The 25339-nt window shown below is 61.7% G+C and carries 24 protein-coding genes and 7 tRNA genes; 4 read left to right on the forward strand and 27 right to left on the reverse strand.

Annotated elements, in window-relative coordinates:
• Positions 1-108: 108 nt before the first annotated feature.
• From J3A71_RS21585 to gltX, 9 genes are all read right to left on the reverse strand, one after another.
• Positions 109-942 (reverse strand): alpha/beta fold hydrolase, encoded by an 834-nt coding sequence (locus J3A71_RS21585; RefSeq protein WP_209953234.1) that lies wholly within the window; start codon positions 940-942, stop codon positions 109-111.
• A 15-nt stretch (positions 943-957) separates the two neighbouring features.
• On the reverse strand, positions 958-1497 hold the full coding sequence (locus J3A71_RS21590) for a TetR/AcrR family transcriptional regulator (RefSeq protein ID WP_016485506.1): 540 nt from the start codon (positions 1495-1497) through the stop codon (positions 958-960).
• A 171-nt stretch (positions 1498-1668) separates the two neighbouring features.
• A tRNA-Glu gene (locus J3A71_RS21595) sits at positions 1669-1744 on the reverse strand.
• A gap of 42 nt (positions 1745-1786) precedes the next feature.
• Positions 1787-1862: transfer RNA gene (locus J3A71_RS21600), tRNA-Ala, on the reverse strand.
• 62 nt (positions 1863-1924) lie between these two features.
• A tRNA-Glu gene (locus J3A71_RS21605) sits at positions 1925-2000 on the reverse strand.
• Positions 2001-2042: 42 nt separating this feature from the next.
• Positions 2043-2118, reverse strand: a tRNA-Ala gene (locus tag J3A71_RS21610).
• A gap of 52 nt (positions 2119-2170) precedes the next feature.
• A tRNA-Glu gene (locus tag J3A71_RS21615) sits at positions 2171-2246 on the reverse strand.
• 72 nt (positions 2247-2318) lie between these two features.
• A tRNA-Ala gene (locus J3A71_RS21620) sits at positions 2319-2394 on the reverse strand.
• Between the two features lie 334 nt (positions 2395-2728).
• Positions 2729-4210, reverse strand: a complete 1482-nt coding sequence (gene gltX, locus J3A71_RS21625) for a glutamate--tRNA ligase (RefSeq protein WP_016485504.1) — start codon at positions 4208-4210, stop codon at positions 2729-2731.
• Positions 4211-4353: 143 nt separating this feature from the next.
• Here gltX and J3A71_RS21630 point away from each other — a divergent pair, with 143 nt between their 5' ends.
• Positions 4354-5409 (forward strand): HlyD family secretion protein, encoded by a 1056-nt coding sequence (locus J3A71_RS21630; protein ID WP_023047685.1) that lies wholly within the window; start codon positions 4354-4356, stop codon positions 5407-5409.
• Complete coding sequence (locus tag J3A71_RS21635; protein ID WP_209953236.1) at positions 5399-6949, forward strand: MDR family MFS transporter; 1551 nt, start codon at positions 5399-5401, stop codon at positions 6947-6949. The genes J3A71_RS21630 and J3A71_RS21635 overlap by 11 nt, the downstream gene beginning before the upstream one ends.
• A 122-nt stretch (positions 6950-7071) precedes the next feature.
• On the opposite strand, the gene uvrB is transcribed toward J3A71_RS21635, so the two are convergent.
• On the reverse strand, positions 7072-9087 hold the full coding sequence (gene uvrB, locus J3A71_RS21640) for an excinuclease ABC subunit UvrB (RefSeq protein ID WP_016485501.1): 2016 nt from the start codon (positions 9085-9087) through the stop codon (positions 7072-7074).
• A gap of 287 nt (positions 9088-9374) precedes the next feature.
• On the opposite strand from uvrB, the gene J3A71_RS21645 reads away from it, so the two are divergent.
• Positions 9375-10571, forward strand: a complete 1197-nt coding sequence (locus J3A71_RS21645) for an amino acid aminotransferase (RefSeq protein ID WP_016485500.1) — start codon at positions 9375-9377, stop codon at positions 10569-10571.
• A gap of 62 nt (positions 10572-10633) precedes the next feature.
• Positions 10634-10709 (forward strand) — tRNA-Asn (locus J3A71_RS21650).
• A 58-nt stretch (positions 10710-10767) separates the two neighbouring features.
• Here the strand turns inward: J3A71_RS21650 and J3A71_RS21655 are convergent.
• From J3A71_RS21655 to J3A71_RS21735, 17 genes are all read right to left on the reverse strand, one after another.
• Positions 10768-11169 carry a cupin domain-containing protein gene (locus J3A71_RS21655; RefSeq protein WP_016485499.1) on the reverse strand — a complete coding sequence of 134 codons (402 nt, stop codon included), beginning with the start codon at positions 11167-11169 and terminating at the stop codon, positions 10768-10770.
• 192 nt (positions 11170-11361) lie between these two features.
• Entirely contained in the window at positions 11362-11922 is a 561-nt protein-coding gene (locus J3A71_RS21660) for a DUF1285 domain-containing protein (protein ID WP_209953239.1), read from the reverse strand.
• Positions 11923-11932: 10 nt separating this feature from the next.
• Positions 11933-12538: a DUF4823 domain-containing protein gene (locus tag J3A71_RS21665; RefSeq protein ID WP_016485497.1), complete on the reverse strand. Its 606-nt coding sequence runs from the start codon at positions 12536-12538 to the stop codon at positions 11933-11935.
• 66 nt (positions 12539-12604) lie between these two features.
• The gene (locus tag J3A71_RS21670; protein WP_209953241.1) at positions 12605-13573 is read right to left on the reverse strand and encodes a radical SAM protein; all 969 of its coding nucleotides are present in this window, start codon (positions 13571-13573) and stop codon (positions 12605-12607) included.
• 106 nt (positions 13574-13679) lie between these two features.
• Positions 13680-14315, reverse strand: a complete 636-nt coding sequence (locus J3A71_RS21675) for a TetR/AcrR family transcriptional regulator (RefSeq protein WP_016485495.1) — start codon at positions 14313-14315, stop codon at positions 13680-13682.
• A 1134-nt stretch (positions 14316-15449) separates the two neighbouring features.
• Positions 15450-16232 carry a TatD family hydrolase gene (locus tag J3A71_RS21680; protein ID WP_016485494.1) on the reverse strand — a complete coding sequence of 261 codons (783 nt, stop codon included), beginning with the start codon at positions 16230-16232 and terminating at the stop codon, positions 15450-15452.
• Positions 16233-16262: 30 nt separating this feature from the next.
• Positions 16263-17249 carry a DNA polymerase III subunit delta' gene (locus J3A71_RS21685; protein WP_016485493.1) on the reverse strand — a complete coding sequence of 329 codons (987 nt, stop codon included), beginning with the start codon at positions 17247-17249 and terminating at the stop codon, positions 16263-16265.
• Complete coding sequence (tmk, locus tag J3A71_RS21690) at positions 17242-17874, reverse strand: dTMP kinase (RefSeq protein ID WP_016485492.1); 633 nt, start codon at positions 17872-17874, stop codon at positions 17242-17244. Before tmk ends, J3A71_RS21685 begins: the two co-directional genes overlap by 8 nt.
• Before the next feature lie 9 nt (positions 17875-17883).
• A complete protein-coding gene (mltG, locus tag J3A71_RS21695; RefSeq protein WP_016485491.1) occupies positions 17884-19074 on the reverse strand; it encodes an endolytic transglycosylase MltG in 1191 nt (396 codons plus the stop codon).
• A gap of 4 nt (positions 19075-19078) precedes the next feature.
• A complete protein-coding gene (gene pabC / locus J3A71_RS21700) occupies positions 19079-19894 on the reverse strand; it encodes an aminodeoxychorismate lyase (RefSeq protein WP_060518413.1) in 816 nt (271 codons plus the stop codon).
• The gene (fabF, locus tag J3A71_RS21705; RefSeq protein ID WP_012271164.1) at positions 19894-21138 is read right to left on the reverse strand and encodes a beta-ketoacyl-ACP synthase II; all 1245 of its coding nucleotides are present in this window, start codon (positions 21136-21138) and stop codon (positions 19894-19896) included. The genes pabC and fabF overlap by 1 nt, the downstream gene beginning before the upstream one ends.
• Before the next feature lie 189 nt (positions 21139-21327).
• Positions 21328-21564, reverse strand: a complete 237-nt coding sequence (gene acpP, locus J3A71_RS21710; RefSeq protein ID WP_008096410.1) for an acyl carrier protein — start codon at positions 21562-21564, stop codon at positions 21328-21330.
• Positions 21565-21767: 203 nt separating this feature from the next.
• Positions 21768-22508: a 3-oxoacyl-ACP reductase FabG gene (fabG, locus tag J3A71_RS21715; protein WP_016485489.1), complete on the reverse strand. Its 741-nt coding sequence runs from the start codon at positions 22506-22508 to the stop codon at positions 21768-21770.
• 15 nt (positions 22509-22523) lie between these two features.
• Positions 22524-23462 carry an ACP S-malonyltransferase gene (gene fabD / locus J3A71_RS21720; protein ID WP_209953243.1) on the reverse strand — a complete coding sequence of 313 codons (939 nt, stop codon included), beginning with the start codon at positions 23460-23462 and terminating at the stop codon, positions 22524-22526.
• A 127-nt stretch (positions 23463-23589) separates the two neighbouring features.
• The gene (gene plsX, locus J3A71_RS21725) at positions 23590-24600 is read right to left on the reverse strand and encodes a phosphate acyltransferase PlsX (RefSeq protein WP_016485487.1); all 1011 of its coding nucleotides are present in this window, start codon (positions 24598-24600) and stop codon (positions 23590-23592) included.
• A gap of 3 nt (positions 24601-24603) precedes the next feature.
• Entirely contained in the window at positions 24604-24786 is a 183-nt protein-coding gene (gene rpmF / locus J3A71_RS21730) for a 50S ribosomal protein L32 (RefSeq protein ID WP_016485486.1), read from the reverse strand.
• Between the two features lie 13 nt (positions 24787-24799).
• Positions 24800-25327 carry a YceD family protein gene (locus J3A71_RS21735; RefSeq protein WP_016500896.1) on the reverse strand — a complete coding sequence of 176 codons (528 nt, stop codon included), beginning with the start codon at positions 25325-25327 and terminating at the stop codon, positions 24800-24802.
• Positions 25328-25339 lie beyond the last annotated feature (12 nt).

A 25339-nucleotide genomic window follows, 5' to 3' on the forward strand; every position in this document is an offset into this window, starting at 1 on the left:
CCTCATCGCCGGCAAGCCAGCTCCCACAAAAACCGCGCAGGACTCCAGGTTTGCGCCGTACCTGTGGGAGCTGGCTTGCCGGCAATGAGGCCAGCACAGGCAACACCATCAGGCGGTTTGCCGCGCTGGCTCGTCAGCCCGGGCCAGCAATTCGAGCACGGCCACACTCAGCCGCGGGTCGGCCAGCACCCGCTGGTGGCCGCCCTCCTCCAACATCAGCAAACGGCTATCGAACCAGGCCTTATGAATGACATGGGCTTCATCGGCGGCCACGAGGGCGTCATCGGCGGCATGCACCACCAACCCCGGAAGCTCAAGCTGGTAACCGGTCACATCCAGCCGCGCAATCTGCATGCCCACGTCCCGCTCCACCTGGCGTATGAAAGCCGCCCGCGCCCGCGCCGGCATCCCCAGGCGATGAGCAAAGCCACGCAACACACCCAGCAGCCGCGCCGGGGCAGCAATGCTCACAGCCGCTTCCGTGCGCAACCCCATCTGCAGGGCCAGCAGCACACTGGCACCCCCCATCGAGTGGCCAATGACCGCACGCAGCGGCGGCAGCTCTGCAGCGGCCTCCAGCAGTGCCCGGGCAAACAGCACCACATTTGCCTGCTCGCCCGGCGAACGGCCATGGCCCGGCCCTTCCAGCGACACCACCGTGTGCCCGGCCTGGACCAAGGTCTCGATCAAAGCGGCAAACTGGGTCGGGCGCCCTTCCCAACCATGCATCAGCAACACGGTCGGCCCTTTGCCCCAGCGCAAGGCAGACAAGCCGAAGCGCAGGGTGATGCGTTCGGCGCTGGCCAGCGCGGGCAACTCCCATTCCTTAGGTGGCAGGTTGCGCGGGGTCATGAAGGCACGGCGCATCTTGCCCGCGACATGCTCAGGGGCCAGCCGGCCCAGGGTGCCATTGACACCACGAATCCAGCTCAGGGTAGTCATCGCCATGCTCCAGGGTTAAAGCACCGCCGATTTGGCGGCGCGCAGAATACGGTCAGAAAGTTCACCGGTACCCAAGGCACGGGCCAGGGCAAGGCCGCCAACCATGAGCGCCAGATCAGCCAGGGCCTTGTCGGCATCTTCAGGCCGGTCGACCATGGCGGCAGTCATCAGCTCGATGTGCTCAGCCAATACCTCGCGGAACGCCTCTGGCAGGCGCTGCATCTCGCCCAGCGAGTTGGGCAGCGGGCAAGCGTGCACTTCGGCATCCCGGTGCTTGCGCGACAGGTAAAAGGCACTGGCCAGCGCCCGCCGCCCTGCACCATCGAGGCTGGGGTCGATCTGGGCGAGCAAGGCGCGGCGCTCACCCAGCAGCTGGCGAAACGCTTCGAGCATCAGCTCGTCCTTGCTGTCAAAGTGGGCATAGAAACCACCGACGGTCAGGCCTGCCGCCCCCATCACCTGGCTAACGCTGGGCTCGGCCGGGCCGTGCTGGATCAGCGCACTGCGCGCTGCTTCCAGGATGCGTTCGCGGGTTCTGCTCTTCTTGTCGCTCATCAGGCATCCGCCATTCAAAATATGATGCTTGAAATATTATGCATATCATATTTTTTGGCAAGCAAAATTTTACGCCGCTGGTCAGCTGCGATTTTTCGGAAGGGAGAAAAAACAAAAGGCCCATTCAATAAGCGAATGAGCCTTTAAAATCCCGCAAAACGCGGGTAAATGTGGCGTCCCCTAGGGGACTCGAACCCCTGTTACCGCCGTGAAAGGGCGGTGTCCTAGGCCACTAGACGAAGGGGACGTAACCTTCGCGAAGATCCACTTACGTGAACCCTGGCAGAAATGGTGGAGCTAAGCGGGATCGAACCGCTGACCTCCTGCATGCCATGCAGGCGCTCTCCCAGCTGAGCTATAGCCCCGAAACAAAAGGCTCATCAATAATCGACGAGCCTTTTTAAGCCCTGCAAAACGCAGGAAAAAGTGGCGTCCCCTAGGGGACTCGAACCCCTGTTACCGCCGTGAAAGGGCGGTGTCCTAGGCCACTAGACGAAGGGGACGTAACCTTCGTGCCGATCCGCTTACGCGAACCGCGGCAAAATTGGTGGAGCTAAGCGGGATCGAACCGCTGACCTCCTGCATGCCATGCAGGCGCTCTCCCAGCTGAGCTATAGCCCCAGATTTCTAGCCTCGCGGCCCAGCGACAAGTGCACCATCGCTTGTGTAAAACTGGCGTCCCCTAGGGGACTCGAACCCCTGTTACCGCCGTGAAAGGGCGGTGTCCTAGGCCACTAGACGAAGGGGACGAACCTTCTTACCTTCAAGACCTGGTTGCTGGACCCGGTCTTGCTTGCCAGCCTTGACTGACAAGCGGAATTTGGTGGAGCTAAGCGGGATCGAACCGCTGACCTCCTGCATGCCATGCAGGCGCTCTCCCAGCTGAGCTATAGCCCCACAATGTCGCTTTGAACTGAACCGCTGGCTGGGTGCCTGACGATTCGTTTTCGTTCATCGCTGTGGACGGGGCGCATATTAAGATCGGATTGCAGGGCTGTCAAACGAAATTTTGAAAATATTCAAAAGTTTTTTCACAGATAACAATCACTTACCGCCCTGCCCCAGCAAAACCTCACCCTCGAACCCTTGTAGGAGCGGCGTTGTGTCGCGATAGGACCGCAGCGCGGTCCCACAATCTTCGCCTTGAAGCAAAATCATCGGGGCCGCTTTGCGGCCCTTTCGCGGCACACGGCTGCTACTACACGGTTCAGCGGCAGCTTTCAAAACACCGTCAAGCGATAGAAGCCAGCAGCTTTTCCCACTCTTTGTTTTCTTTCTTCGAAACGCCACCCAGCAGGTCCAAGGCCTGGCGCAGGCGATAGCGGGTCAGGTCGGGGCCGAGGATTTCCATGGCGTCCAGTACCGACACCGAGCTGGCCTGGCCGGTAATGGCGGCGAACATCAGCGGCATCGCATCCCGCAACTTCAGCTCCAGCGCCTCGACCACGGCCTGGATGCAGCCGGTGATGCGCTCTTTTTCCCACTGGCGCAGGCTTTCGAGCTTCCACAGGATCAGCTGGATCACCTGGCGCACCTGGTCGGCCGACAGTTTTTTGCTTTCGAACAGCTTGGCATCCAGTTTCAGCGCGCCTTCAAAGAAGAACCCGCCCAGCGGGGCAACCTGGCTGAAGGTCTCGACCCGGCCCTGCACGTGCGGGGCAATCTTCATCATGTAGTCGCTGTTGAATGCCCACTTCTGCAGCCGTGTGGCGAATTCCTCGACCGGCAGTTCGCGCAACCACTGGCCGTTGAGCCAGGACAGTTTCTCGATGTCGAAGATCGGGCCACCCAGCGAAATACGCGACAGGTCGAAGTGCTCGACCATTTCGTCCAGCGAGAACTTCTCGCGCTCGTCCGGCATCGACCAGCCCATGCGGCCCAGGTAGTTGAGCATCGCCTCAGGCATGAAGCCCATGCGCTCGTAGAAGGTCACCGAGGTCGGGTTCTTGCGTTTGGACAGCTTGGACTTGTCCGGGTTGCGCAGCAGCGGCATGTAGCACAGCTTGGGCTGCTCCCAGCCGAAGTATTCGTACAACTTGATCAGCTTGGGCGCCGACGGCAGCCACTCTTCGCCACGCAGTACGTGGGTGATGCCCATCAGGTGGTCGTCCACCACGTTGGCCAGGAAGTACGTCGGCAGGCCGTCGTTCTTCATCAGCACCTGCATGTCCATGCGGTCCCATGGGATCTCGACATCGCCACGCAGCATGTCCGGTACCACGCAGACACCTTCGCTCGGCACCTTCATGCGGATCACATGTGGCTCGCCGGCGTCCAGGCGGCGCTGCACTTCTTCGGCGCTCAACAGCAGCGCGCGGCCGTCGTAGCGCGGGGTTTCGCCGCGGGCCTGTTGCTCGGCACGCATTTGCTCCAGCTCTTCGGCGGTGCAGAAGCAGTAGAAGGCATGACCGGCATCCACCAGCTGCTTGGCATACTTCGCGTAGATCTCGCCACGCTCGCTCTGCCGGTACGGGCCGTGCGGGCCGCCCACATCCGGGCCTTCGTTCCATTCGATGCCGAGCCAGCGCAGGGCGTCGAAGATCTGCTGTTCCGACTCGCGCGTGGAGCGCAGCTGGTCGGTGTCTTCGATGCGCAGGATGAACTCACCGCCGTGCTGCTTGGCAAAGCAGTAGTTGAACAGGGCGATGTAGGCAGTGCCGACATGGGGGTCGCCGGTAGGCGATGGCGCGATACGCGTACGTACGGTGGTCATGGAAGGTCTCGAACTGAAGATGAAACAAAGGCGGGATGTTAGCAGGAGGCAGGCACCGGGCTCCAGCAATGGCGCGAACGTCACTTGTCGACAGCCCCTGCAGCGCTGTTAAATTTGTTTACATTTCTGGAACGATAGTGCCCATGCCTGCCCAACTCAAACGTCGCCTGCTGGTCTTCTTCACCCTGGTGGCCATCATCGCCCTCGCCTTTCTGGCCCACTGGTACTTCAAGGGCCGCTTCTACGAGAGTACCGACAACGCCTACGTACAGGGCGAGATCACCCGTATTTCCAGCCAGCTGGGCGCACGTATCGAGGCGGTGCCGGTCGAGGACAACCAGCATGTCAACAAAGGTGACCTGCTGGTGCGCCTGGAAGTAGCAGACTTCGAGCTGGCGGTTGACCGCGCCCGCGCTACCCTGGCTACCCGCGAGGCAGAATACGCGCAAGCGCAAAGCCGCCTGACCCAGCAGGGTAGCCTGATCGCCGCCGGGCAGGCGCAGGTGGCAGCCAACCAAGCCACGTTCGAGCGCTCGCGGGTGGACCTGAGCCGTGCCGAAAAGCTGCGCAAGCCAGGCTTCATATCCGAAGAGCGGGTCACCACCCTGTCGGCGGACAGCCATGTCGCCGGCTCTCAGGTCGACAAAGCCCGCGCCGACCTGCAAAGCCAGCGCCAGCAGGTCAACGCCCTGAACGCCGACCTCAAACGCCTTGATGCACAGATCGCCAACGCCCGCGCCGACCTGGCACAGGCCGAACTGAACCTGACCCGCTGCGAAATCCGCGCGCCGATCAGCGGCACCATCGGCCAGCGCAACGCGCGCAATGGCCAGGTGGTGCAGGCTGGCGCCTACCTGCTGTCGATCGTGCCCGACGAAGACATCTGGGTGCAGGCCAACTTCAAGGAAACCCAGATCGGCCGGATGCAGCCCGGGCAACGCGCCGAGCTGCTGTTCGACAGCTACCCGGATACCCCCATCGAAGGGCGGGTCGACAGTGTCTTCGCTGCCTCGGGCGCGCAATTCAGCCTGCTGCCACCCGACAACGCCACCGGCAACTTCACCAAGGTGGTACAGCGCATCCCGGTGAAACTCACCTTCAGCGCCGACAACCCGCTGCACGGGCGCATTCGCCCCGGCATGTCGGTGACTGCCACCGTCGACCTGCGCAGCGAAAGCGAAGGCCACAATGGCCGGTGACCAATTGCTCCGGCCCACCGCTGAGCCCACCCGCCGCGACTGGATCGCGGTAATGAGCGTGATGCTCGGTGCGTTCATGGCGGTGCTGGATATCCAGATCACCAATTCGTCGCTGAAAGACATCCAGGGCGCACTGTCAGCGACGCTGGAGGAAGGCTCATGGATTTCCACCTCGTATCTGGTGGCGGAAATCATCATGATCCCGCTGACTGCCTGGCTGGTGCAGTTACTCTCGGCGCGGCGCCTGGCGGTGTGGGTTTCTGCAGGGTTTCTGTTGTCGTCACTGCTGTGCTCGATGGCCTGGAACCTGGAGAGCATGATCCTGTTCCGCGCCCTGCAAGGCTTTACCGGCGGCGCACTGATCCCGCTGGCGTTTACCCTTACCCTGATCAAGCTGCCCGAACACCACCGCGCCAAAGGCATGGCGATGTTCGCCATGACCGCCACGTTCGCCCCCTCCATCGGCCCCACGCTGGGCGGTTGGCTGACTGAGAACTGGGGCTGGGAGTACATCTTCTACATCAACATCCCGCCCGGCCTGGTGATGATTGCCGGCCTGATGTATGGGCTGGAGAAGAAAGAGGCGCACTGGGAACTGCTGAAAAGCACCGATTACGCAGGCATCGTCACCCTGGGCCTGGGGTTGGGCTGCCTGCAGGTGTTTCTCGAAGAAGGCCACCGCAAGGACTGGCTGGAGTCGAACTTGATCGTTGGCCTGGGCAGCATCGCCCTGATCAGCCTCATCACCTTCGTCATCCTGCAGTTTTCCAAGCCGCACCCGCTGATCAACCTGCGCATTCTCGGTAACCGCAACTTCGGCTTGTCGAGCATCGCCAGCCTGGGCATGGGCGTAGGCCTGTACGGGTCAATCTACCTGTTGCCGCTGTACCTGGCGCAGGTGCAGGGTTACAACGCCCTGCAGATCGGCGAGGTGATCATGTGGATGGGTGTCCCGCAGCTGTTCCTGATCCCGTTGGTGCCGCAACTGATGAAGGTGGTGTCACCCAAAGTGTTGTGCGCCTTGGGGTTCTGCCTGTTCGGCGCCGCCAGTTTCGGTTCGGGGGTGCTGAACCCGGACTTTGCCGGGCCGCAATTCAACCAGATCCAGATCATCCGCGCCCTGGGCCAGCCGATGATCATGGTGACCATTTCGCTTATCGCCACGGCTTACATCCAGCCGCAGGATGCGGGGTCGGCATCGAGCCTGTTCAATATCCTGCGTAACCTGGGGGGTGCGATTGGTATCGCCTTGCTGGCCACGTTGCTGGATGCGCGGACCAATGTGTATTTCGATTACCTGCGCGAATCGGTAGTGCCGAGCAACCCACAGGTGGCAGAACGGCTGGCGCAACTGGCGGAGCGCCTGGGCAATGACAATGCAGCGCTGGGCAAGCTGAGCGAGATTACCCATCAGCAGGCCATGATCATGGCCTACAACGATGCTTTCCACTTTGTCGGGATCGGGTTGGCGGTGAGCATGGTGGCAGTGTTGCTGACCCGCAAGCTGCCGGCGGGGTTGAAGGCTGGGGAAGCTCACTAGCTTGTACTGGCCCTATCGCCGGCAAGCCAGCTCTCACAGGTACCGGGCAAATTTTGAATGCAGCGGCACACCTGTGGGAGCTGGCTTGCCGACGACAGGGCCAGTTCATCCACCCAAAGGGATCAGCTGGTAATCAACCGCTCGCGCAGCTGGGTAATCTCGTCGCGCAGCTGCGCCGCAGCTTCGAACTCCAGGTCGCGGGCGAGCTGCATCATCTTCTCTTCCAGCTGCTTGATGCGCTTGGTGATCTCGCCCGGTGTACGCAGCTCTGCCTCATAGCGGGCGCTCTCCTCTGCCGCCTTGGCCATGCCCTTGCGCTTTTTGCTGCGCGCGCCGGGCACGGTAGCGCCTTCCATGATGTCGGTGATGTCCTTGACCACACCCTTGGGCACGATACCGTTGGCTTCGTTGAAAGCGATCTGCTTTTCCCGGCGTCGCTCGGTTTCGTCAATTGCCCGCTGCATCGAGCCGGTAATATTGTCGGCGTACAGAATCGCCCGGCCATTGAGGTTACGCGCAGCACGGCCAATGGTCTGGATCAGGGAGCGCTCGGAACGCAGAAAACCTTCTTTGTCCGCATCCAGAATCGCCACCAGCGACACTTCTGGCATGTCCAGGCCTTCGCGCAGCAGGTTGATGCCCACCAGCACATCGAAAGTACCCAGGCGCAGGTCGCGGATGATCTCCACCCGCTCCACCGTGTCGATGTCCGAGTGCAGGTAGCGCACCCGCACATCGTGGTCGGCGAGGTAATCGGAAAGGTCCTCGGCCATGCGCTTGGTCAGCGTAGTGGCCAGCACCCGCTCCCCCACCGCCACGCGCTTGCGGATTTCCGACAGCAGGTCGTCTACCTGGGTCAGTGCCGGGCGTATCTCGACTTGCGGGTCGACCAGGCCGGTCGGGCGCACGACCTGCTCCACCACGCGCCCGGCATGCTCAGCCTCATAGGGGCCCGGGGTCGCGGAGACGAAGATGGTCTGCGGGCTGACGTCTTCCCATTCGTCGAAGCGCATCGGCCGGTTGTCCAGTGCCGAAGGCATGCGGAAGCCGTATTCGACCAGGGTTTCCTTGCGCGAACGGTCGCCCTTGTACATGGCGCCTACCTGCGGAACGCTGACGTGGGATTCGTCGATGACCAGCAACGCATCGGCTGGCAGGTAGTCGTACAGGGTGGGTGGTGGCGCCCCGGCCGGGCGCCCGGACAGGTAGCGTGAATAGTTCTCGATGCCGTTGCAGTAGCCCAGCTCCATGATCATCTCAAGGTCGAAGCGGGTACGCTGCTCCAGGCGTTGCGCTTCTACCAGCTTGTTGGCCTTGTGCAGGTACTCAAGGCGCTCCTTGAGCTCTTCCTTGATGCCCTCCACGGCCTCCAGCAGGGTTTCCCGCGGGGTAACGTAGTGGCTCTTGGGGTAGAAGGTGAATCGCGGCAGCTTGCGGAAGACCTCGCCAGTGAGCGGGTCGAAGGCGGCTATGTTCTCCACCTCGTCATCGAACAGCTCGATGCGGATGGCCTCTAGGTCCGACTCGGCCGGGAAGATATCGATCACATCACCCCGCACGCGGAAAGTGGCACGGGCAAAGTCCATTTCGTTGCGGGTGTACTGCAGGTCGGCCAGGCGGCGCAGCAGTGCGCGCTGATCGAGCTTGTCGCCGCGGTCCACATGCAGGACCATTTTCAGGTAGGACTCGGGGCTGCCGAGGCCATAGATGCAAGACACGGTGGTGACGATGATTGCATCGCGCCGCTCCAGCAGCGCCTTGGTCGCGGACAGGCGCATCTGCTCGATGTGGTCGTTGATCGAGGCGTCCTTCTCGATGAAGGTGTCCGACGATGGTACGTAGGCCTCGGGCTGGTAGTAGTCGTAGTAGGAAACGAAATACTCCACCGCGTTGTTGGGGAAAAACGCCTTGAATTCGCCGTAGAGCTGCGCGGCCAGGGTCTTGTTCGGTGCCAGGACAAGTGTCGGGCGCTGCACCTGCGCGATGACGTTGGCGATGCTGAAGGTCTTGCCCGACCCGGTCACGCCGAGCAGCGTCTGGTGCGACAGCCCCGCTTCGATGCCTTCGACCATCTGACGGATGGCCTCGGGCTGGTCGCCGGCCGGCTGAAAACGGGTGACGAGCTGGAACTCGGACATGTTTGACCTCGCGGTGCTGCAGCAACTGTAAATTTAGCCAGTAGTCTATACCCAAATGCGGCTAGCTGGGGGCGCTTTCAAGGCTGGGCTGTGAGCGCTTGTTACAGTGGACCCGGCAATTAGACCAATGGTCGAAAAATATTTGCGCAAATAGCCGGAAAAGCTGTGCCAGAGTGTCGCAGTGACCGGACGGTATCACTATACTGACTCCCCGTTTGTGCACCGCTTCAGTGCATTCGGCTGGAGCGTGTACGCCCTATCACTCTCCAATCAGAGCCAAGGTAACAATGAGCCTGTTTTCCGCTGTCGAGCTGGCACCCCGCGACCCTATTCTGGGCCTCAACGAAGCGTTCAACGCCGACCCACGTACCGATAAGGTCAACCTGGGCGTTGGCGTGTACTGCAATGAGGAAGGCCGCATTCCGCTGCTGCGCGCCGTGATCGAAGCCGAAACCCAGCGTGCCGCCCAGCACGCCTCGCGCGGCTACCTGCCGATCGACGGCATCGCCACTTATGACCAGGCCGTGCAAAAACTTATCTTTGGCGCCGAGTCGCCACTGCTGGCCGCTGGCCGCGTGGTCACCGTGCAAGCCGTTGGCGGCACCGGCGCGCTGAAGATCGGCGCCGACTTCCTCAAGCGCCTGTCGCCCAACGCTGTGGTAGCCATCAGCGACCCGAGCTGGGAAAACCATCGCGCACTGTTCGAGACTGCCGGCTTCCCGGTACAGAATTACCGCTACTACGACGCGCCAAGCAACGACGTCAACCGCGCGGGCATGCTGGAAGACCTGAACAACCTGCCGGCCGGCTCGATCGTGGTGCTGCATGCTTGCTGCCACAACCCGACCGGTGTCGACCTGGGCCTGGACGACTGGAAAAACGTCCTGGAAGTGGTCAAGGCCAAGGGCCATGTGCCGTTCCTGGACATGGCCTATCAGGGCTTTGGTGACGGCATCGCCGAAGATGCCTTCGCCGTGCGCCTGTTCGCCGAGTCGGGCCTGGAGTTCTTCGTTTCCAGCTCGTTCTCCAAGTCGTTCTCGCTGTACGGCGAGCGCGTTGGCGCACTGTCGATCGTCACCGCCTCGAAGGATGAGAGCACTCGCGTGCTGTCGCAGGTCAAGCGTGTGATCCGTACCACCTACTCCAACCCGCCGACCCATGGCGCAACCATCGTCGCTACCGTGCTGAACAGCGACGAACTGCGCCAAATGTGGGAAGCCGAGCTGGGCGAGATGCGCCAGCGCATCCACGGCATGCGTCAGCAAATGGTCAGCCTGCTGGCTGAATATGGCGCCAAGCGCGACTTCAGCTTCGTTGGCCGACAGGCAGGCATGTTCTCCTACTCGGGCCTGACCGTTGAACAGGTAGCCCGCCTGAAGAACGAGTTTGGCATCTACGCACTGGACACCGGCCGCATCGCGGTTGCCGCGCTGAACCAGAGCAACATCCACGTGGTAACCAAGGCCATCGTCGAAGTGCTGTAACCTGTTGATTTGCCTGGGAGAGGCTTGACTTCTTCCAGGCAGTCAGTAAGATACGCACAGATTCCGCGATAGCTCAGTCGGTAGAGCAAATGACTGTTAATCATTGGGTCCCTGGTTCGAGTCCAGGTCGCGGAGCCAAACATTGAAAAGCCCCCGGGTGCGCCAGCAACCGGGGGCTTTTTGCATTGCATCGGATTTACTGGCCCAGCGGCTCGGTCACTGGCTTGCCCTCGTCCACCAGGCTCCAGACCAGCAGCTTGGCGGGCTGGGTCTTGCTTGCATTGCGTGACACGCTGTGCACGGTGCCTGGCGCCTCGTACCAGTACTCACCGGCCTTGTAGGTCTTTTCCGGATCGTTGTTGAGCTTCGACACCACTGCCCCCTCCAGAACGTAGGCCATCACTGCGCCGGGGTGCTGATGCGCGGGCGATGCCTCGCCAGGGGCGTAGCTCACCGTAAGCATGACAGCCGTTTTGCCCGGGGCGTTCGAGGGTTGTTGCTGCTGCAGGACTTTGACCTGGTCGGCAACGTCGCCGTGGGCCCAGGCGGGGGCTTGGACGGCGAGCAGGGCAAAAAGGACGATAGCCAAGGGTTTCATGGCGGGCTTCTCCTGGATGACTAATGCCAGCAGGTTAGGCCTTCGTTGGCTGAAGACAAATGGCCAATTCGAGGTAAAAGCAGGGGGCCGATTTTACCTGTGCCGCCCGCTCCCACAAGTTCATTCGCCACAGGTGCTGTAGCTGTGGGAGCGGGCATGCCCGCGAAGAGGCCGGTACAGGCAACCAAGAGCTCAGCTGCTACGCCCAATCGGGTAGAACACGCCTTGGCTCCAGACCCCCAGCCATTCCTCGCCGTCGATTTCACGCGCCACCGCCAGCTCTACCAACTGATAGAAAACATTGCGGTGAATCAGCGCCTCAAGGTTGCTGCGCATCAGCACATAGGGCGATGGCTCCTGCGTCACCGGGTCGATGACCACACGCAAAGGGTTGTCCGGCCCGGCGTCAACCTGGTCCTCGACATTGCTGGTGAAGCGCAGCACCTGCTGCTCCCCCTCCCCCAGCACCTCCAGAGTCACGGCCACAAATGGGGCATCGTCGACGCGGATGCCAACCTTTTCTACCGGGGTAATCAGGAAGTAGTCATCGCCATCGCGGCGAATGATCGTGGAAAACAACCGCACCATCGGTTTGCGCCCGATCGGCGTGCCCAGGTAATACCAGGTGCCATCGCGGGCAATGCGCATATCGATGTCACCGCAAAAATCCGGGTTCCACAGATGCACCGGCGGCAGGCCCTTGGCCTTGGGGATCTGTGCCAGAAGATCATTGGCCTTGCCGGAATCACTCATCACGCCTGCCTCATTCGCTCATACCCAGAAGGCTACGAGCGTACTCGCGCATCGGCGCACCAAGCAAATCCTCCGGGGTGTTGTCGTGGAACGTCAACAAACCGCCACGGCTCTTGATGCGTGCGGTGTCGATCAGGTAGCGGGTATTGGTTTCGATCAACATCATCTGCACCACGCCAGTGTCCCACCCCAGCCGGTCGACGGCCTGTTCGTCATACCACTCATCGCCATTGCCGATGCGGTCGTCGGTACGGGCGAAGCGGGTGTACAGGACGTAGTCGGCACCCACCGAGCGTGCCTGGGCAATGGCGTCTTCCAGGCCCAATGGGCCTTGGGCGCGGCGCACCAACGGGAAATACTCGACAAAGCTCTTGAACGCCTCGTCAGCCACCGCATTCTGCCGTGGCACCGGCCCCTTGCCCGGCGGCACGAATGCGCCCTGGCCGATGAAAATGAACGAATCGGGCTGCAGGCGGATCGACAGGGTACGCCGGGTATCGCTGTGGTCCAGCAGACCGGCATCGCTCATGTGATAGCGGACGCCTTCGCCCATATCGCTGACATTCATGCAGCCGCCCAGCGCCATCAGCGCCAGCAGCAAGACCAGGCTACGCATCTTTCCTCCAGTGGCCGGCGACGAAAAACCGGCGAATAGCAGGCGGATGCAGCTTTTGCGCCAGCTTCAGCCGCCAATCACCTTCATCACCATCACATCACCGGAAAACGCCAGGTCCTGCTTGTCTGCCAGCGCCTTGACCAACAGGCGCTGCAGGGCCGGAAGGGCCTGATGACGCGGCTTTTCCAGCAGGTCACCGACGAAGTGGCGATTGCTCGAAGACAGGCAGCCATGCAACCAGCCCGTGGAGGACAGGCGCAAGCGCGAGCAGGTACGGCAAAACGGCACGCTCTCGTTGGCGATGATGCCGAAGTGGCCAATGCCCGGGATTTCATAGCGCAGGGCTGTAGCGTCCAGCGGCGCATCGACCTGGACATAGGCATACTTGCCGCCGATCAGCGCCAGCAACTGGTCGAGCCCGACGAACTGCTGCACAAAGGCATTGTGCTCACGGGCCAGGTGGCCCATGCGCATGAGTTCTATGAAGCGCAACTCGAAGCCGCGCTCCAGGCAGTAATCCAGCAGCGGCAATACCTGGTCGAGGTTGTGCCCGCGCATTGGCACCATGTTCACCTTGATTCGCATGCCCAGCGCAGTGGCCTGCTCCATACCCGCCAGCACACTGGCCAGGTCGCCGCCCCGGGCAATGCGGCGGAAGGCCTGGGGGTCGAGAGTGTCGAGGGAAACATTCAGGCGTCGGATACCCGCCGCTTGCAGCTGGGGCAGCTTACGTGCCAACAGCTGGCCATTGGTGGTCAGCGAGATATCGTCGAGGTCGAGCTTGGCCACTGTGGCCAGAAAGGCATCCAGGCGCGGGCTGACCAGCGGCTCACCCCCTGTGATGCGTAGGCGCTCGATACCCGCCGCTTCGATCAGGTAAGCCACGCCGCGGGCCAGGGCATCTGCCGAGAGCTCGTCTTGCGCCGCCACCAGGCGTTTGCCGTCGGGCACGCAGTAGGTGCAGGCATAATTGCAAGCAGCCGTCAGGCTGACACGCAGGTTGCGAAAGCGCCTGCCTTGACGATCGACAATCATGAATGACTCCGGCATGGATGATAGGGGCAGGCGAAACCTGACTCATAAATCAGGTTTTTGCAAGCCCCCGCACCCTGCCGGTTTCAGCGTCAAGTGACGGAACGCTTCAGTTCGTCGGTTCCGGATCGCGTTTGCGTTTGTTGCCCATGCGCACACCGATGTCCATCAGGAACTGGAAGAAACCTTCCTGATCCTCAAGCACATTGCTCCAGAACGGCGAGTGGTACAGCGCAACGGCGCCGTGCACCAGCGCCCAGGCGGCGCAGTAATGGAAATACGGCGGTACGTCTTCGAGCTTGCCTTCGCTGATGCGGCCCTTGATCAGCTGAGTCAGGCGATCGAAGTTGGAGGCACGGATACTGTGCAGTTGCTCGACCATTTCCGGCACCTGGTTGCCCTTGACCACCTTCTCTTCCAGGCGATCGAACAACCGGTAACGTTGCGGGTCGCGCATGCGGAACTCGAAGTAGGCGCGTGACAGGGCTTCCTTGTCACGGTCGACGTCGGCCGAGTGCAACAGTTCGTTCAGGTCGCGCTCATAGTCGAGCATCAGGCGCAGGTAGATTTCCGCCTTTGACTTGAAATGCTTGTAGATCGTGCCTTTGCCGATACCCACGGCGTCGGCGATCATTTCGACAGTGACGCTGTCCTCACCCTGTTCGAGAAACAGCTTGAGCGCGGTGTCGAGGATTTCCTGTTCGCGACGGCGAAACTCACGGACCTTACGAGGTTCTTTCTGCATGGGAAGGACTGGATGACAATCGAAGCGGTTTATTATGCCTAACTTGCAAGAAATTGCACGGATCATCCACGCATGTCTGTGTTTCACCATGCTTACTGCCATGCGCTGTGGAAGGATTGAAACCTCGGCGTATTCCAAATTTGTTTAAAAAACGACCAATATACGCTGGCACTGCGCCAAACCTGACCAATACTTGAAGTGTTGGCGCGGCGCATCCCCCCCAAGTGGCGCGCCGATAAAGGTGCTCAGGGACCGCGTACCTTTGTTTTACTCCTAATGGTCTTAACCCGGATTCCCCCCCCAGAACCCGGGTTTTTTTTGCTTGCGCGACGGGTCGCACAGCGACCCGCACTCCCCGCTCGAGGTTGTGCTGTACCGTGATTTTGATTTTGATCTTCGCGACTTCAGTAGGCCGAACGCAGGCCTTGCGGAGGGAGGTGACGGGCATGGATGCCCGTCAAGCGCTGGGCCCCAGGATGGGGCCTGCAGCGCGGTCCTCCTGGGAGCGAGGCCGGAGTGAGGGAACCCCGGAGCGCAGCGCAGGGGCCGGATGATGGGAGCGCAGCGTTTTTTGGTTACTTTTTGTCGCGTCTGACAAAAAGTGACTCGCCGTAAGGGCGAAAAGGTGAGTTAGTGTCGCCATCGCAAATGGCCTATGCGCGAGCTAAAAACCAGCACTGTTTCGCTGTTCGCTGTTCGCTGTTCGCTGTTCGCTGTTCGCTGTTCGCTGTTCGCTGTTCGCTGTTCGCTGTTCGCTGTTCGCGTTCAGGTGTGGGCATCAACAATGAGTCAACATTCATTTTCAAAGGTGGCGCCACATCACCTTTCCGCCCTTACGGCGGGTCACTTTTTGTCAAACGCGACAAAAAGTAACCAAAAAACGCTGCGCTCCCATCATCCGGCCCCTACGCTGCGCTCCGGGGTCCCCTCGCTCCGGGCTCGCTCCCGGGAGGACCGCGCTGCAGGCCCCATCCTGGGGCCCAGCGCTTGACGGGCATCCATGCCCGTCACCTCCCTCCGCAAGCCCTGCGCTCGGCCTCCTGAAGTCGCAATCTGCGTTGCCTGAGCTACCGCGCGCTTAGAAGCCAAAGCCGAAGCAAGAGCAAGAGCAAGAGCACTCAGGCTCGTGGGCCATCAGGCCACCCGCGCCAACGGGAACAACCGCTTGAAGTTGGCAGTAGTCTGCTCAGCCAGTTGGTCATAACTGGCGCCCCGCAACGAAGCCACATACTCAGCCACTTCCCGTACATACTGCGGAAGGTTCGGCTTGCCACGGTACGGAATGGGTGCCAGATACGGCGAATCGGTCTCGACCAGCAAACGATCGACCGGCACCTGCCGAGCCACTTCACGCAGGGCATCGGCGTTGCGGAAGGTTACGATGCCAGACAGCGAGATGTAATACCCCAGGTCCAGCGCGGCCTTGGCCATCTCCCAGTCTTCGGTGAAGCAATGCAGCACGCCAGCCTGTGGCAGGTTGGCTTCACGCAGCAGCGCCAGGGTATCGGCACGTGCCGCCCGGGTGTGCACGATGACCGGCTTGCCGGTCTGCCGCGAGGCTTCCAGGTGCAGGCGGAACGAAGCCTGCTGCAGCTCGGCAGCTTCCGGCTCATAGTGGTAATCCAGCCCGGTTTCACCTATCGCCACCACATGGGGGTGGGCCAGTTCGCGCAGCAACCATTCCAGCGCCGGGGTTTCACCCGGTGCCAGGTCAAGCGGGTGCACGCCCACCGAGCAATCGACATCGGCGTACTGCTCGCTCAACGCCTTCACGGCACCGGCGTTTTCGGCACTGACGCCAATACACAGAAAATGACCGACCCCACGCTCACGCGCTGCCTGCAAAGCGGCATCGAGGGAGCCCTGGTGGGCGCTCAGGTCAAGACGGTCGAGGTGGCAATGGGAATCTACGAGCATAGGATGACGACACACATGAAAAAGTGAAAATCAGCGGGTACCGGGCAGTTGCAGCCAGTGAGCCAGCAGCGATTCGAGCAGCAGGGCGCGGTTGAGGTTGGCCTTGCCCAGCACCTTCTGACGCTGCTCCAGGATCCAGGCCTGCACCTCCAGCACCTTGGCCTGGCGGCTCTTCTGCGCCAGGTATTGCACCACCTTGCGCATATCAGCCAAGCCTAACCCCTCCTCGTCCTGGGTCAACTGGTAGCGCAGGATCAGATGCGACCAATCGCAGAACCAGTCGAACAGCAACAGCAGTGGCACGCCGTTCCAGGCATCGGCCAGCTGGCTGGGCGATTGCTGCTGCTTGATCAGCTTCTTCACCCCGTCAGTAACCAGCGCACGTTGCTCGCGCACACCTTGTGCCTGCAGGCTGACCGCCATCAATGGCGAACCGGCGGCCAGCGTCAGTAGCTCGTCACGCTCGGCCTCGTCACTGTCAGGCAACGCACCCGCCAGCCAGGCCTGGCTCTGGGCCAGGCTTGGCTGCGGGCACGCCACCTGCTGGCAGCGGCTCTTGATAGTCGGCAACAAGCGGCTGGGCTGGTGCGTGACCAGCAGCAGCACCGTGTCGCCAGATGGCTCTTCGAGGCTTTTGAGCAGCGCGTTGGAGGCGTTGACGTTCATCGCCTCGACAGGCTCGATCAGCACCACCTTGCGCCCACCCAATTGCGCAGTTTGCACCACGAACGCCACCAGCTCGCGCACTTGGTCGACCTTGATCGGTTTGTCGGCCTCTTCAGGCTCAAGCACAAAATTGTCCGGGTGGCTGCCGGCCTTGAGCAACATGCAGGCCTTGCACCCGCCGCAGGCATCCAGCCCTTGGGGCTGCTGGCACAGCAGGCGGGCCATCAGGCGTTCGGCCATGGCCCGCTTGCCGATACCCTGCGGCCCGTGCAGCAGGTAGGCGTGCGCGTGCTGGCTGCGGCCGGCCAGCTGCTGCCAAATAGCCTGCTGCCAGGGGTAGGCGTCAGCCACGGCAACGCTCCACAATCGCCGGGAGTAGCACATCGATAGCGCGCTGCACGGCCTCCAGCGATTGTGCGGCATCGAGCAGGCTGTAGCGCTGCGGCTCGCGCTGGGCGCGCTGCAGGTAAGCCTGGCGTACAGCTTCGAAGAACGCCTGGCCCTCCTGCTCGAAACGGTCCAGGCGGCCGCGGGCGGCAGCACGGGCCAAGCCCACTTCCACTGGCAGGTCGAAAACCAAGGTCAGGTCCGGGCGCAGGTCACCCTGGACGAATTGCTCCAGGGTGGCGATGCGCTCGACCGACAAACCGCGCCCACCGCCCTGATAGGCATAGGTAGCGTCGGTGAAGCGGTCACACAGCACCACGGCGCCGCGGGCCAGCGCCGGGCGGATTACCTGCGCGAGGTGTTGGGCGCGCGCCGCGAACACCAGCAACAGTTCGGTGTCGGCCGCCATGCTTTCATCGGTGGGGGCCAGCAGCAGCTCGCGCACTTTTTCGGCCAGCGGCGTACCACCCGGCTCACGGGTCAGCACGACATCCAGGCCCTGCTCGCGCAAGCGTGCAGCCAAGTAGTCGCGGTTGGTGCTCTTGCCCGCACCTTCGGGGCCTTCCAGCGTAATAAACAAGCCGCTCACAGGCAGTCCTTAATGTTGTTCGTCAGGCGTCGGCCGTTCGGCCGCTTGAGCGCCGCCAGCAGGGGCGTCCTGCACAGGCGGCGCTTCGGGTGATGGCTGCGCAGCCGGCTCGTCAGTTGCAGGCACCTGGGGCTGGGCGTCGTCAGTACCCGGCTGTGCCTCTTGCTGCGGTGCGGGGCTGGAGCGGTAGCCTGCACGTCGCTTGAGCTGGAACTCACGCACCGCCGAGTTATGGTCGTCGAGGTCGTCGGAGAACACATGGCTGCCATCGCCGCGGGCGACGAAGTACAAGCTGGTGCCATCGGAAGGGTTGAGCGCCGCGTGAATCGCTTCACGGCCGACCATGGCAATCGGCGTGGGCGGCAACCCCGTCATGGTATAGGTGTTGTAGGGTGTCGGTTCGCGCAGATCGGCGCGGGTAATCTTGCCGTTGTACCGCTCACCCATGCCGTAGATCACCGTCGGATCGGTCTGCAGCATCATGCCCAGGCGCAGGCGCCGCACAAATACACCGGCAATCTGCCCACGCTCCTGGGGGATACCGGTTTCCTTTTCCACCAGCGACGCCATGATCAACGCCTGGTACGGATCGCGATACGGCAGGTCGGTGGTGCGCTCGGCCCATTCCTTTGCCAGCACTTCGTCCAGGCGCATGTAGGCCTGCTGCAGCAGCTCGACATCGCTCATGCCACGTACAAAGCGGTAGGTGTCCGGGAAAAAGCGCCCTTCCGGGAACACACCGGTATGGCCGAGCTTGTCCATCACCTCGGAATCCGACAGGCCGTCCAGGGTATGCTTGATTTTTTCATGCTTGGCCACGGCCGAGCGTACCTGACGGAAGGTCCAGCCTTCCACCAGGGTGAGGTTGTATTGCACCACGTCGGCCCGGCGCCAGGCGTCGAACAACTGTTCGACCGTCATGCCTGGGGTAAGGCGATACTCGCCGGTGTGCAGGGCAGTGCCTGCCATGTTGAAGCGCCAGTACAAGCGCAACCAGACGGCGTCGTCCAGCAAACCTTCTTGCTCCATGCGATAGAACATGCGGTTTGGGTTGGTGCCATTGGGCACGTCGAGCAGGCGCTCCTGCGTCACGTGCAAGGGCTGCTCAAGGACCGAGTTGACCTTCCAGGCCGACCAGCCAAGCGCCAACCCGGCAATGATCAGGCCCATTTCCAGCAGTAGCAGGAATTTACGTCTCACGAATTCAGGTTTCCAGTAACGTACGGGCAACGGCCTGCAGTTTACGGGTGAGCGGGCCAGGCGACCAGTTTAGCGCGGCTACGCCTCGCACGGGCCAGATGCCGTAAACGCTATTGCAAACAAATACTTCATCTGCCTGCTCCAACGCGTCGAACGGCAGGTCACATACCTGCGCCGGAATGCCCAGCAGCGCGGCCTGTTCCAGCAGTGCCGCACGCATCACCCCGGCCACACCACAACGGCTGAGGTCGGCAGTCAGCAGCACGCCATCACGCACCAGGAACAGATTGCTGTACACCCCTTCGATCAGCCTGCCCTGCCCGTCACGCATCAGGCCTTCGGCATGGCCGCTGTCCTGCCATTCGGCACGGGCCAGCACCTGCTCCAGGCGGTTGAGGTGTTTGAGGCCGGCCAGCAGCGGTTGTTCCCCAAGCCGGGTCTGGCACAGGAACAAGCGCACGCCCTGCTCGGCATGCTCGACAGGATAGCCGGGTAACGGGCTGCCCTGCAGAATTCGCCGCGGCGCAGCACCGGCAACCGGCGCATAGCCACGCTGGCTGTCACCACGGGTAAGGATGAGTTTGGCTACACCGTCACCGAGCTGGCTGGCATAGCGCAGGAGTTCGTCGCGCACCAGCACCAGGTCGGCGCTGAGCGCCAGGCGCTGGCAACCCAGCGCCAGGCGTGCAAGGTGGCCTTCCAGCAAGCGGGGCTGGCCACCACGCACAGCGATGGTTTCAAACAGCCCATCGCCGTAGGCCAGGCCGCGGTTCTGCAGGTTGACTGCACCCGCAGGCTGGCCATCGACCCAGCTCTGCATCAACCGGCGAACCGGCGGAACACCAGCGAGCCGTTGGTGCCACCGAAGCCGAACGAGTTGGACAGCACCACGTCGATCGGCATGCTGCGCGCCTGGTGCGGCACGAAGTCGAGGTCGCAACCTTCGTCCGGTTCGTCCAGGTTGATGGTGGGCGGGGCCATCTGGCTGTTGATCGCCAGCACACTGAAGATCGCTTCCACCGCGCCTGCGGCGCCCAGCAGGTGGCCGGTCATCGACTTGGTCGAACTGACAGCCAGCTTGTAGGCATGCTCACCGAATACGCGCTTGATCGCGGCCACTTCGGCCACGTCGCCCGCAGGGGTCGAGGTACCGTGGGCGTTGATGTAGCTGACCTCTTCCGGCTGGATACCGGCATCGCGCAAGGCGTTGGCCATGCAGCGGGCAGCACCCTCGCCGGTGTCAGGTGGCGAAGTCATGTGGTAGGCGTCGCCGCTCATGCCAAAGCCAACCAGCTCGGCATAGATGGTCGCACCACGGGCCTTGGCGTGTTCCAGCTCTTCGAGTACCAGGGCACCGGCACCGTCGGACAATACAAAGCCGTCACGGCCCTTGTCCCACGGGCGGCTGGCCCGGCTGGGCTCGTCGTTGCGGGTGGACAGCGCACGGGAGGCACCGAAACCGCCCATGCCCAGGCCACAGGCAGCCATCTCTGCGCCACCTGCAATCATCACGTCAGCTTCACCGTAGGCGATATTGCGCGCTGCCATGCCGATGCAATGGGTGCCGGTGGTGCAGGCGGTGGCAATGGCGTAGTTCGGCCCCTGCAGGCCCAGGTGGATCGACAGGAACCCGGAGATCATGTTGATGATCGAGCCCGGCACAAAGAACGGGGAAATGCGACGCGGCCCCGAATCGTGCAGCGTACGGCTGGTTTCCTCGATGTTGGTCAGGCCGCCGATTCCCGAGCCCATGGCCACGCCAATGCGCTCACGGTTGGCGTCGGTGACCTCCAGGCCGGCATTTCGCACCGCCTGGAAACCGGCCGCCAGGCCGTACTGGATGAACAGGTCAAGCTTGCGGGCCTCTTTGGCCGACAGGTATTGCTCAACCTCGAAGCCTTTCACCGAGCCGCCAAAACGGGTGGAGTAAGCAGACAGGTCCGTGTGTTCGATCGGACCAATGCCACTGCGGCCAGCCAGAATGCCCTGCCAGGTGCTCGGTACATCGGTACCCAGTGGCGACAGCATACCCATACCGGTGACCACGACGCGTCTACGCGACACAGTACTCTCCTTTTCTAATAACAGAGTCTCTTGCGATTACATTCAAGCGCTGGAATGGAATGGCAACAGGCTCTTGGTGCGCGGTGAGCGAAGCCGGCTCGCCAAAAAGCAGCACGTTCGCAAAGAAAAAACCGCACGCCGGCAAAGGCAGTGCGGTTTTTCTCGTCAAGTAGCGACGACTACAGCGTCTTAGGCCTTGTGGCTGTTGACGTAGTCGATAGCGGCTTGAACGGTAGTGATTTTCTCGGCTTCTTCGTCAGGGATTTCGGTCTCGAATTCCTCTTCCAGAGCCATCACCAGCTCAACGGTGTCAAGCGAATCGGCACCCAGGTCATCGACGAAGGACTTCTCGTTAGTCACTTCCTCTTCCTTCACGCCCAGTTGCTCGGCGACGATTTTCTTGACGCGTTCTTCGATGGTGCTCATACCTAGTTTTCACTCCTAATGGATATATGTCAGGCAGCTGGCCGGTGGCTAATTTTATAGAAAGACGTTCGCTTTTCAAGCTAAACGCACTCTCAGGCTAGACACCCTACCCGCTGCCTGGAATCTGGTTGCAGCTTTATAACGGATTTTAGGCTCGCAGTATGACTCTTTTTTTACGAAATCCGTCACATTGAGTTGCAGTGTTACATGTACATCCCGCCGTTGACCGGCACGGTAGCGCCGGTCACGTAGGCTGCACCGTCGGACGCCAGGAACGACACCACCTTGGCGATTTCGTCGGCCTGGCCCAGGCGGCCCAGCGGAATCTGGGTTTGCAGGGCTTCACGCTGCGCTTCTGGCAGCTCGCGGGTCATGTCGGTGTCGATGAAGCCCGGAGTCACCGAGTTTACGGTGATGCCACGCGAGCCCACTTCACGCGCCAGGGCGCGGCTGAAGCCTTCCAAGCCAGCCTTGGCGGCGGCGTAGTTGGCCTGGCCCGCGTTACCCATGGCACCGACGACCGAGCCGATGCTGATGATACGACCCCAACGTGCCTTGGTCATGCCACGCAGCACGCCCTTGGACAGACGGTAGAGGCTGTTCAGGTTGGTGTCGATCACGTCGAACCATTCGTCGTCCTTCATGCGCAGCATGAGGTTGTCGCGGGTGATACCGGCGTTGTTGACCAGGATGGCCGGCGCGCCAAACTGCTCGGCGATTGCACCCAAAACAGTTTCAACGGATTCGGCGCTGGTCACGTTCAGTTCCATGCCGGTGCCGGTGATACCGTGCTCTTTCAGGGTGGCAGCAATACGCTCGGCGCCGGAGGCCGAAGTGGCGGTACCGATCACGGTCGCGCCCTGGCGGCCCAGCTCGAGGGCGATGGCCTGGCCAATGCCACGGCTGGCGCCGGTGACCAGTGCAACTTTACCTTGCAGGCTCATGCAAGCTTCTCCAAATCAGGCCAGTGCCGCGCGGGTGGCGGCAACGGCGTCAGGGGTATTGAGGTTGTAGGTGGTCACGCCGTCGGCGCAACGCTTGTTCAGGCCCGCCAGGACCTTGCCCGGGCCGCACTCGACCAGGTTGACCGCACCGTTGGCAGCCAGGGTCTGCACGCACTCGACCCAACGCACAGGCTGGTACAGCTGTGCCAGCAGGTCATGCTTGAGGGCATCGAGGTCAGGGGCAATGGCAGCGGTGACGTTCTGCACCACCGGAATTTGTGGCGCCTTCCATTCGATGGCGTTCACGTTCTCGGCGAAACGCTCGGCGGCCGGCTTCATCAGGGCACAGTGCGACGGTACGCTGACCGCCAGTGGCAGGGCGCGCTTGGCACCAGCCTCTTTGCACAGCTCCATGGCACGGTCCACCGCAGCCTTGTTGCCAGCAATCACAACCTGGCCCGGCGAGTTGAAGTTCACCGCGCTGACCACTTCGTCTTTGGCCGCCCTACCACAGATCTCGACCACCACGGCGTCATCCAGGCCGAGGATTGCGGCCATGGCGCCATGGCCGGCCGGGACGGCTTCCTGCATCAGCTGGCCGCGACGCTCGACCAAGCGCACGGCATCTTTCAGCGACAGGCTGCCTGCGGCAACCAGGGCGCTGTATTCACCCAGGCTGTGACCAGAAACGAAAGCCGGCGTGGCGCCGCCCTCCTCCAGCCACAGGCGCCACAGCGCGATGGAAGCGGTGAGGATCGCAGGCTGAGTCTTGTCGGTTTGATTGAGTTGTTCTTCCGGGCCTTCCTGGACCAGCTTCCACAGGTCGTAACCCAGAGCGTCGGAGGCCTCCTTGAAGGTCTCAACGATCACCGGCTTTTCGGCGCCCAGTTCCTTGAGCATGCCCAGGGACTGGGAACCTTGACCGGGGAAGACGAATGCGAGGGATGCAGACATTGAACAAGCCCTTATGATCTTGTCGTCGAATGAGGTGCGCCGAGCCGTGGGCTGGACGCAGAATCTGAAAACTTGGATGAATACGCAGACCAAGCGGTCACATTTAAGCACTTCATCGGCGAAATGCCTAAGGCAACAAATCTTCGAGGCGGCCATGCAGGCGCTGCGGCAGGTTTTCCTGAATCTCGATCAACGCCCTCTGGATGGCGCTCTGGAAGCCCTGCACGCCGGCCGAGCCATGGCTCTTGATGACGATACCCTGCAACCCCAGAAAGCTCGCACCGTTGTGCCGCGCCGGCGCCAGGTCGGCCTGCAGGCGCTTGAGCAGCGGCATGGCCATGGCCCCGGCAACGCGGGCAAAAGCACCGCCCTTGAACAGTTTTTCGATGCGCGCACCGATCATCGTCGCCAGGCCCTCGCTGGACTTGAGCAGGATGTTGCCGACAAAACCGTCGCACACCACCACGTCCGCCTCACCCCTGTACAGGCCATCCCCTTCGACGAAACCGACATAGTTGAGGCCGCGAGCGTTCTGCAACAGCGTGGCCGCCAGCTTTACCTGCTGATTACCCTTGATGTCCTCGGTGCCGATGTTAAGCAATGCAACACGCGGCCGATGCACACCCAGGGCCTGGGCGGCCACCGAGCCCATCACCGCGAACTGATAGAGGTTTTCTGCACTGCAGTCGACGTTGGCGCCGAGGTCGAGCAACTGACAGTAACCCGCCTGGGTGGGAATCGCCGCCACCATGGCTGGCCGATCGATACCCGGCAAGGTCTTGAGCACGAAGCGTGACAGCGCCATCAGCGCCCCGGTGTTGCCGGCACTGACGCAGGCCTGGGCCTTGCCGTCGCGCACCAGTTCGAGGGCGATGCGCATCGACGAGTCCGGCTTGCCGCGTAGCGCCTGCGATGGCCGCTCGTCCATACCGATCACCTCACTGGCGGCGACAATCTGCAGGCGCGCGCGATCCGCAGCTGCAAGGCCACTGACAAGATCTTCTAGGAGGGAGGGTTGACCGACGAGGGTCAGGTGCAGCGAGGGGGTAGCCGAAAGGCAGGCAATGCTAGCCTGGACAATGCTGCGGGGACCGAAGTCCCCGCCCATTGCGTCGATCGCGATGATCTGAGCAGACAAGGATTACTCGTCAGCGCCCTTATCGATCACTTTACGACCACGGTATACGCCTTCTGGCGAAACGTGGTGACGCAGGTGAATTTCACCGGTGGTCTTTTCTACCGACAGCGCGTTTTCCGACAGGGCGTCGTGCGAACGGCGCATGTCACGGGCAGAGCGGGATTTTTTGTTCTGCTGAACAGCCATAATTGATTAACTCCTAAACGTTTGGGTCACGCTTTAACTGCGCCAAAACACTGAACGGGTTGGACCGCGATACCTCGTCCTTGCTCGATTCGGGCTCGTCTGCGCCCGCCGGCTGCTGGCATTCTTCCGGATGGTGAGCAGGCACGATTGGCAAGGCGAGCAGAAGCTCTTCCTCGACCAATGCCTGCAGATCCAAAGGATCTTCGCCCAGTTCCAGCACGTCATAGCCTTTCGGCAACGACTGGGTATTCGCACCCTCCTTCACCACAGCGTATGTACATTCGCTGTAGATCGGCAGGGTGACCAGCTCAAGACAACGCTGGCAAACCATCTTGACCTCGACGTTCAGCTCGGTGTGGATAACCACTACGTGCTGCTCATCTCGTTCAAAATCGAACTTCGCCTGCACCGTACCGACATTGTCGGAAAGCGGGTCGCAGAGTCTTTCCAAATCAGCGAGTTGCAGCGAACCGTTAAGGGTTACGCCACGATCGGCTAATTTGCGCGGGTCAACGTGAGGTGGAATCGGGTCATTCAACATAGGCGCAGCATT

Source organism: Pseudomonas sp. PvP089 (assembly GCF_017875165.1).
Classification (GTDB): Bacteria; Pseudomonadota; Gammaproteobacteria; order Pseudomonadales; family Pseudomonadaceae; genus Aquipseudomonas; species Aquipseudomonas fortuita.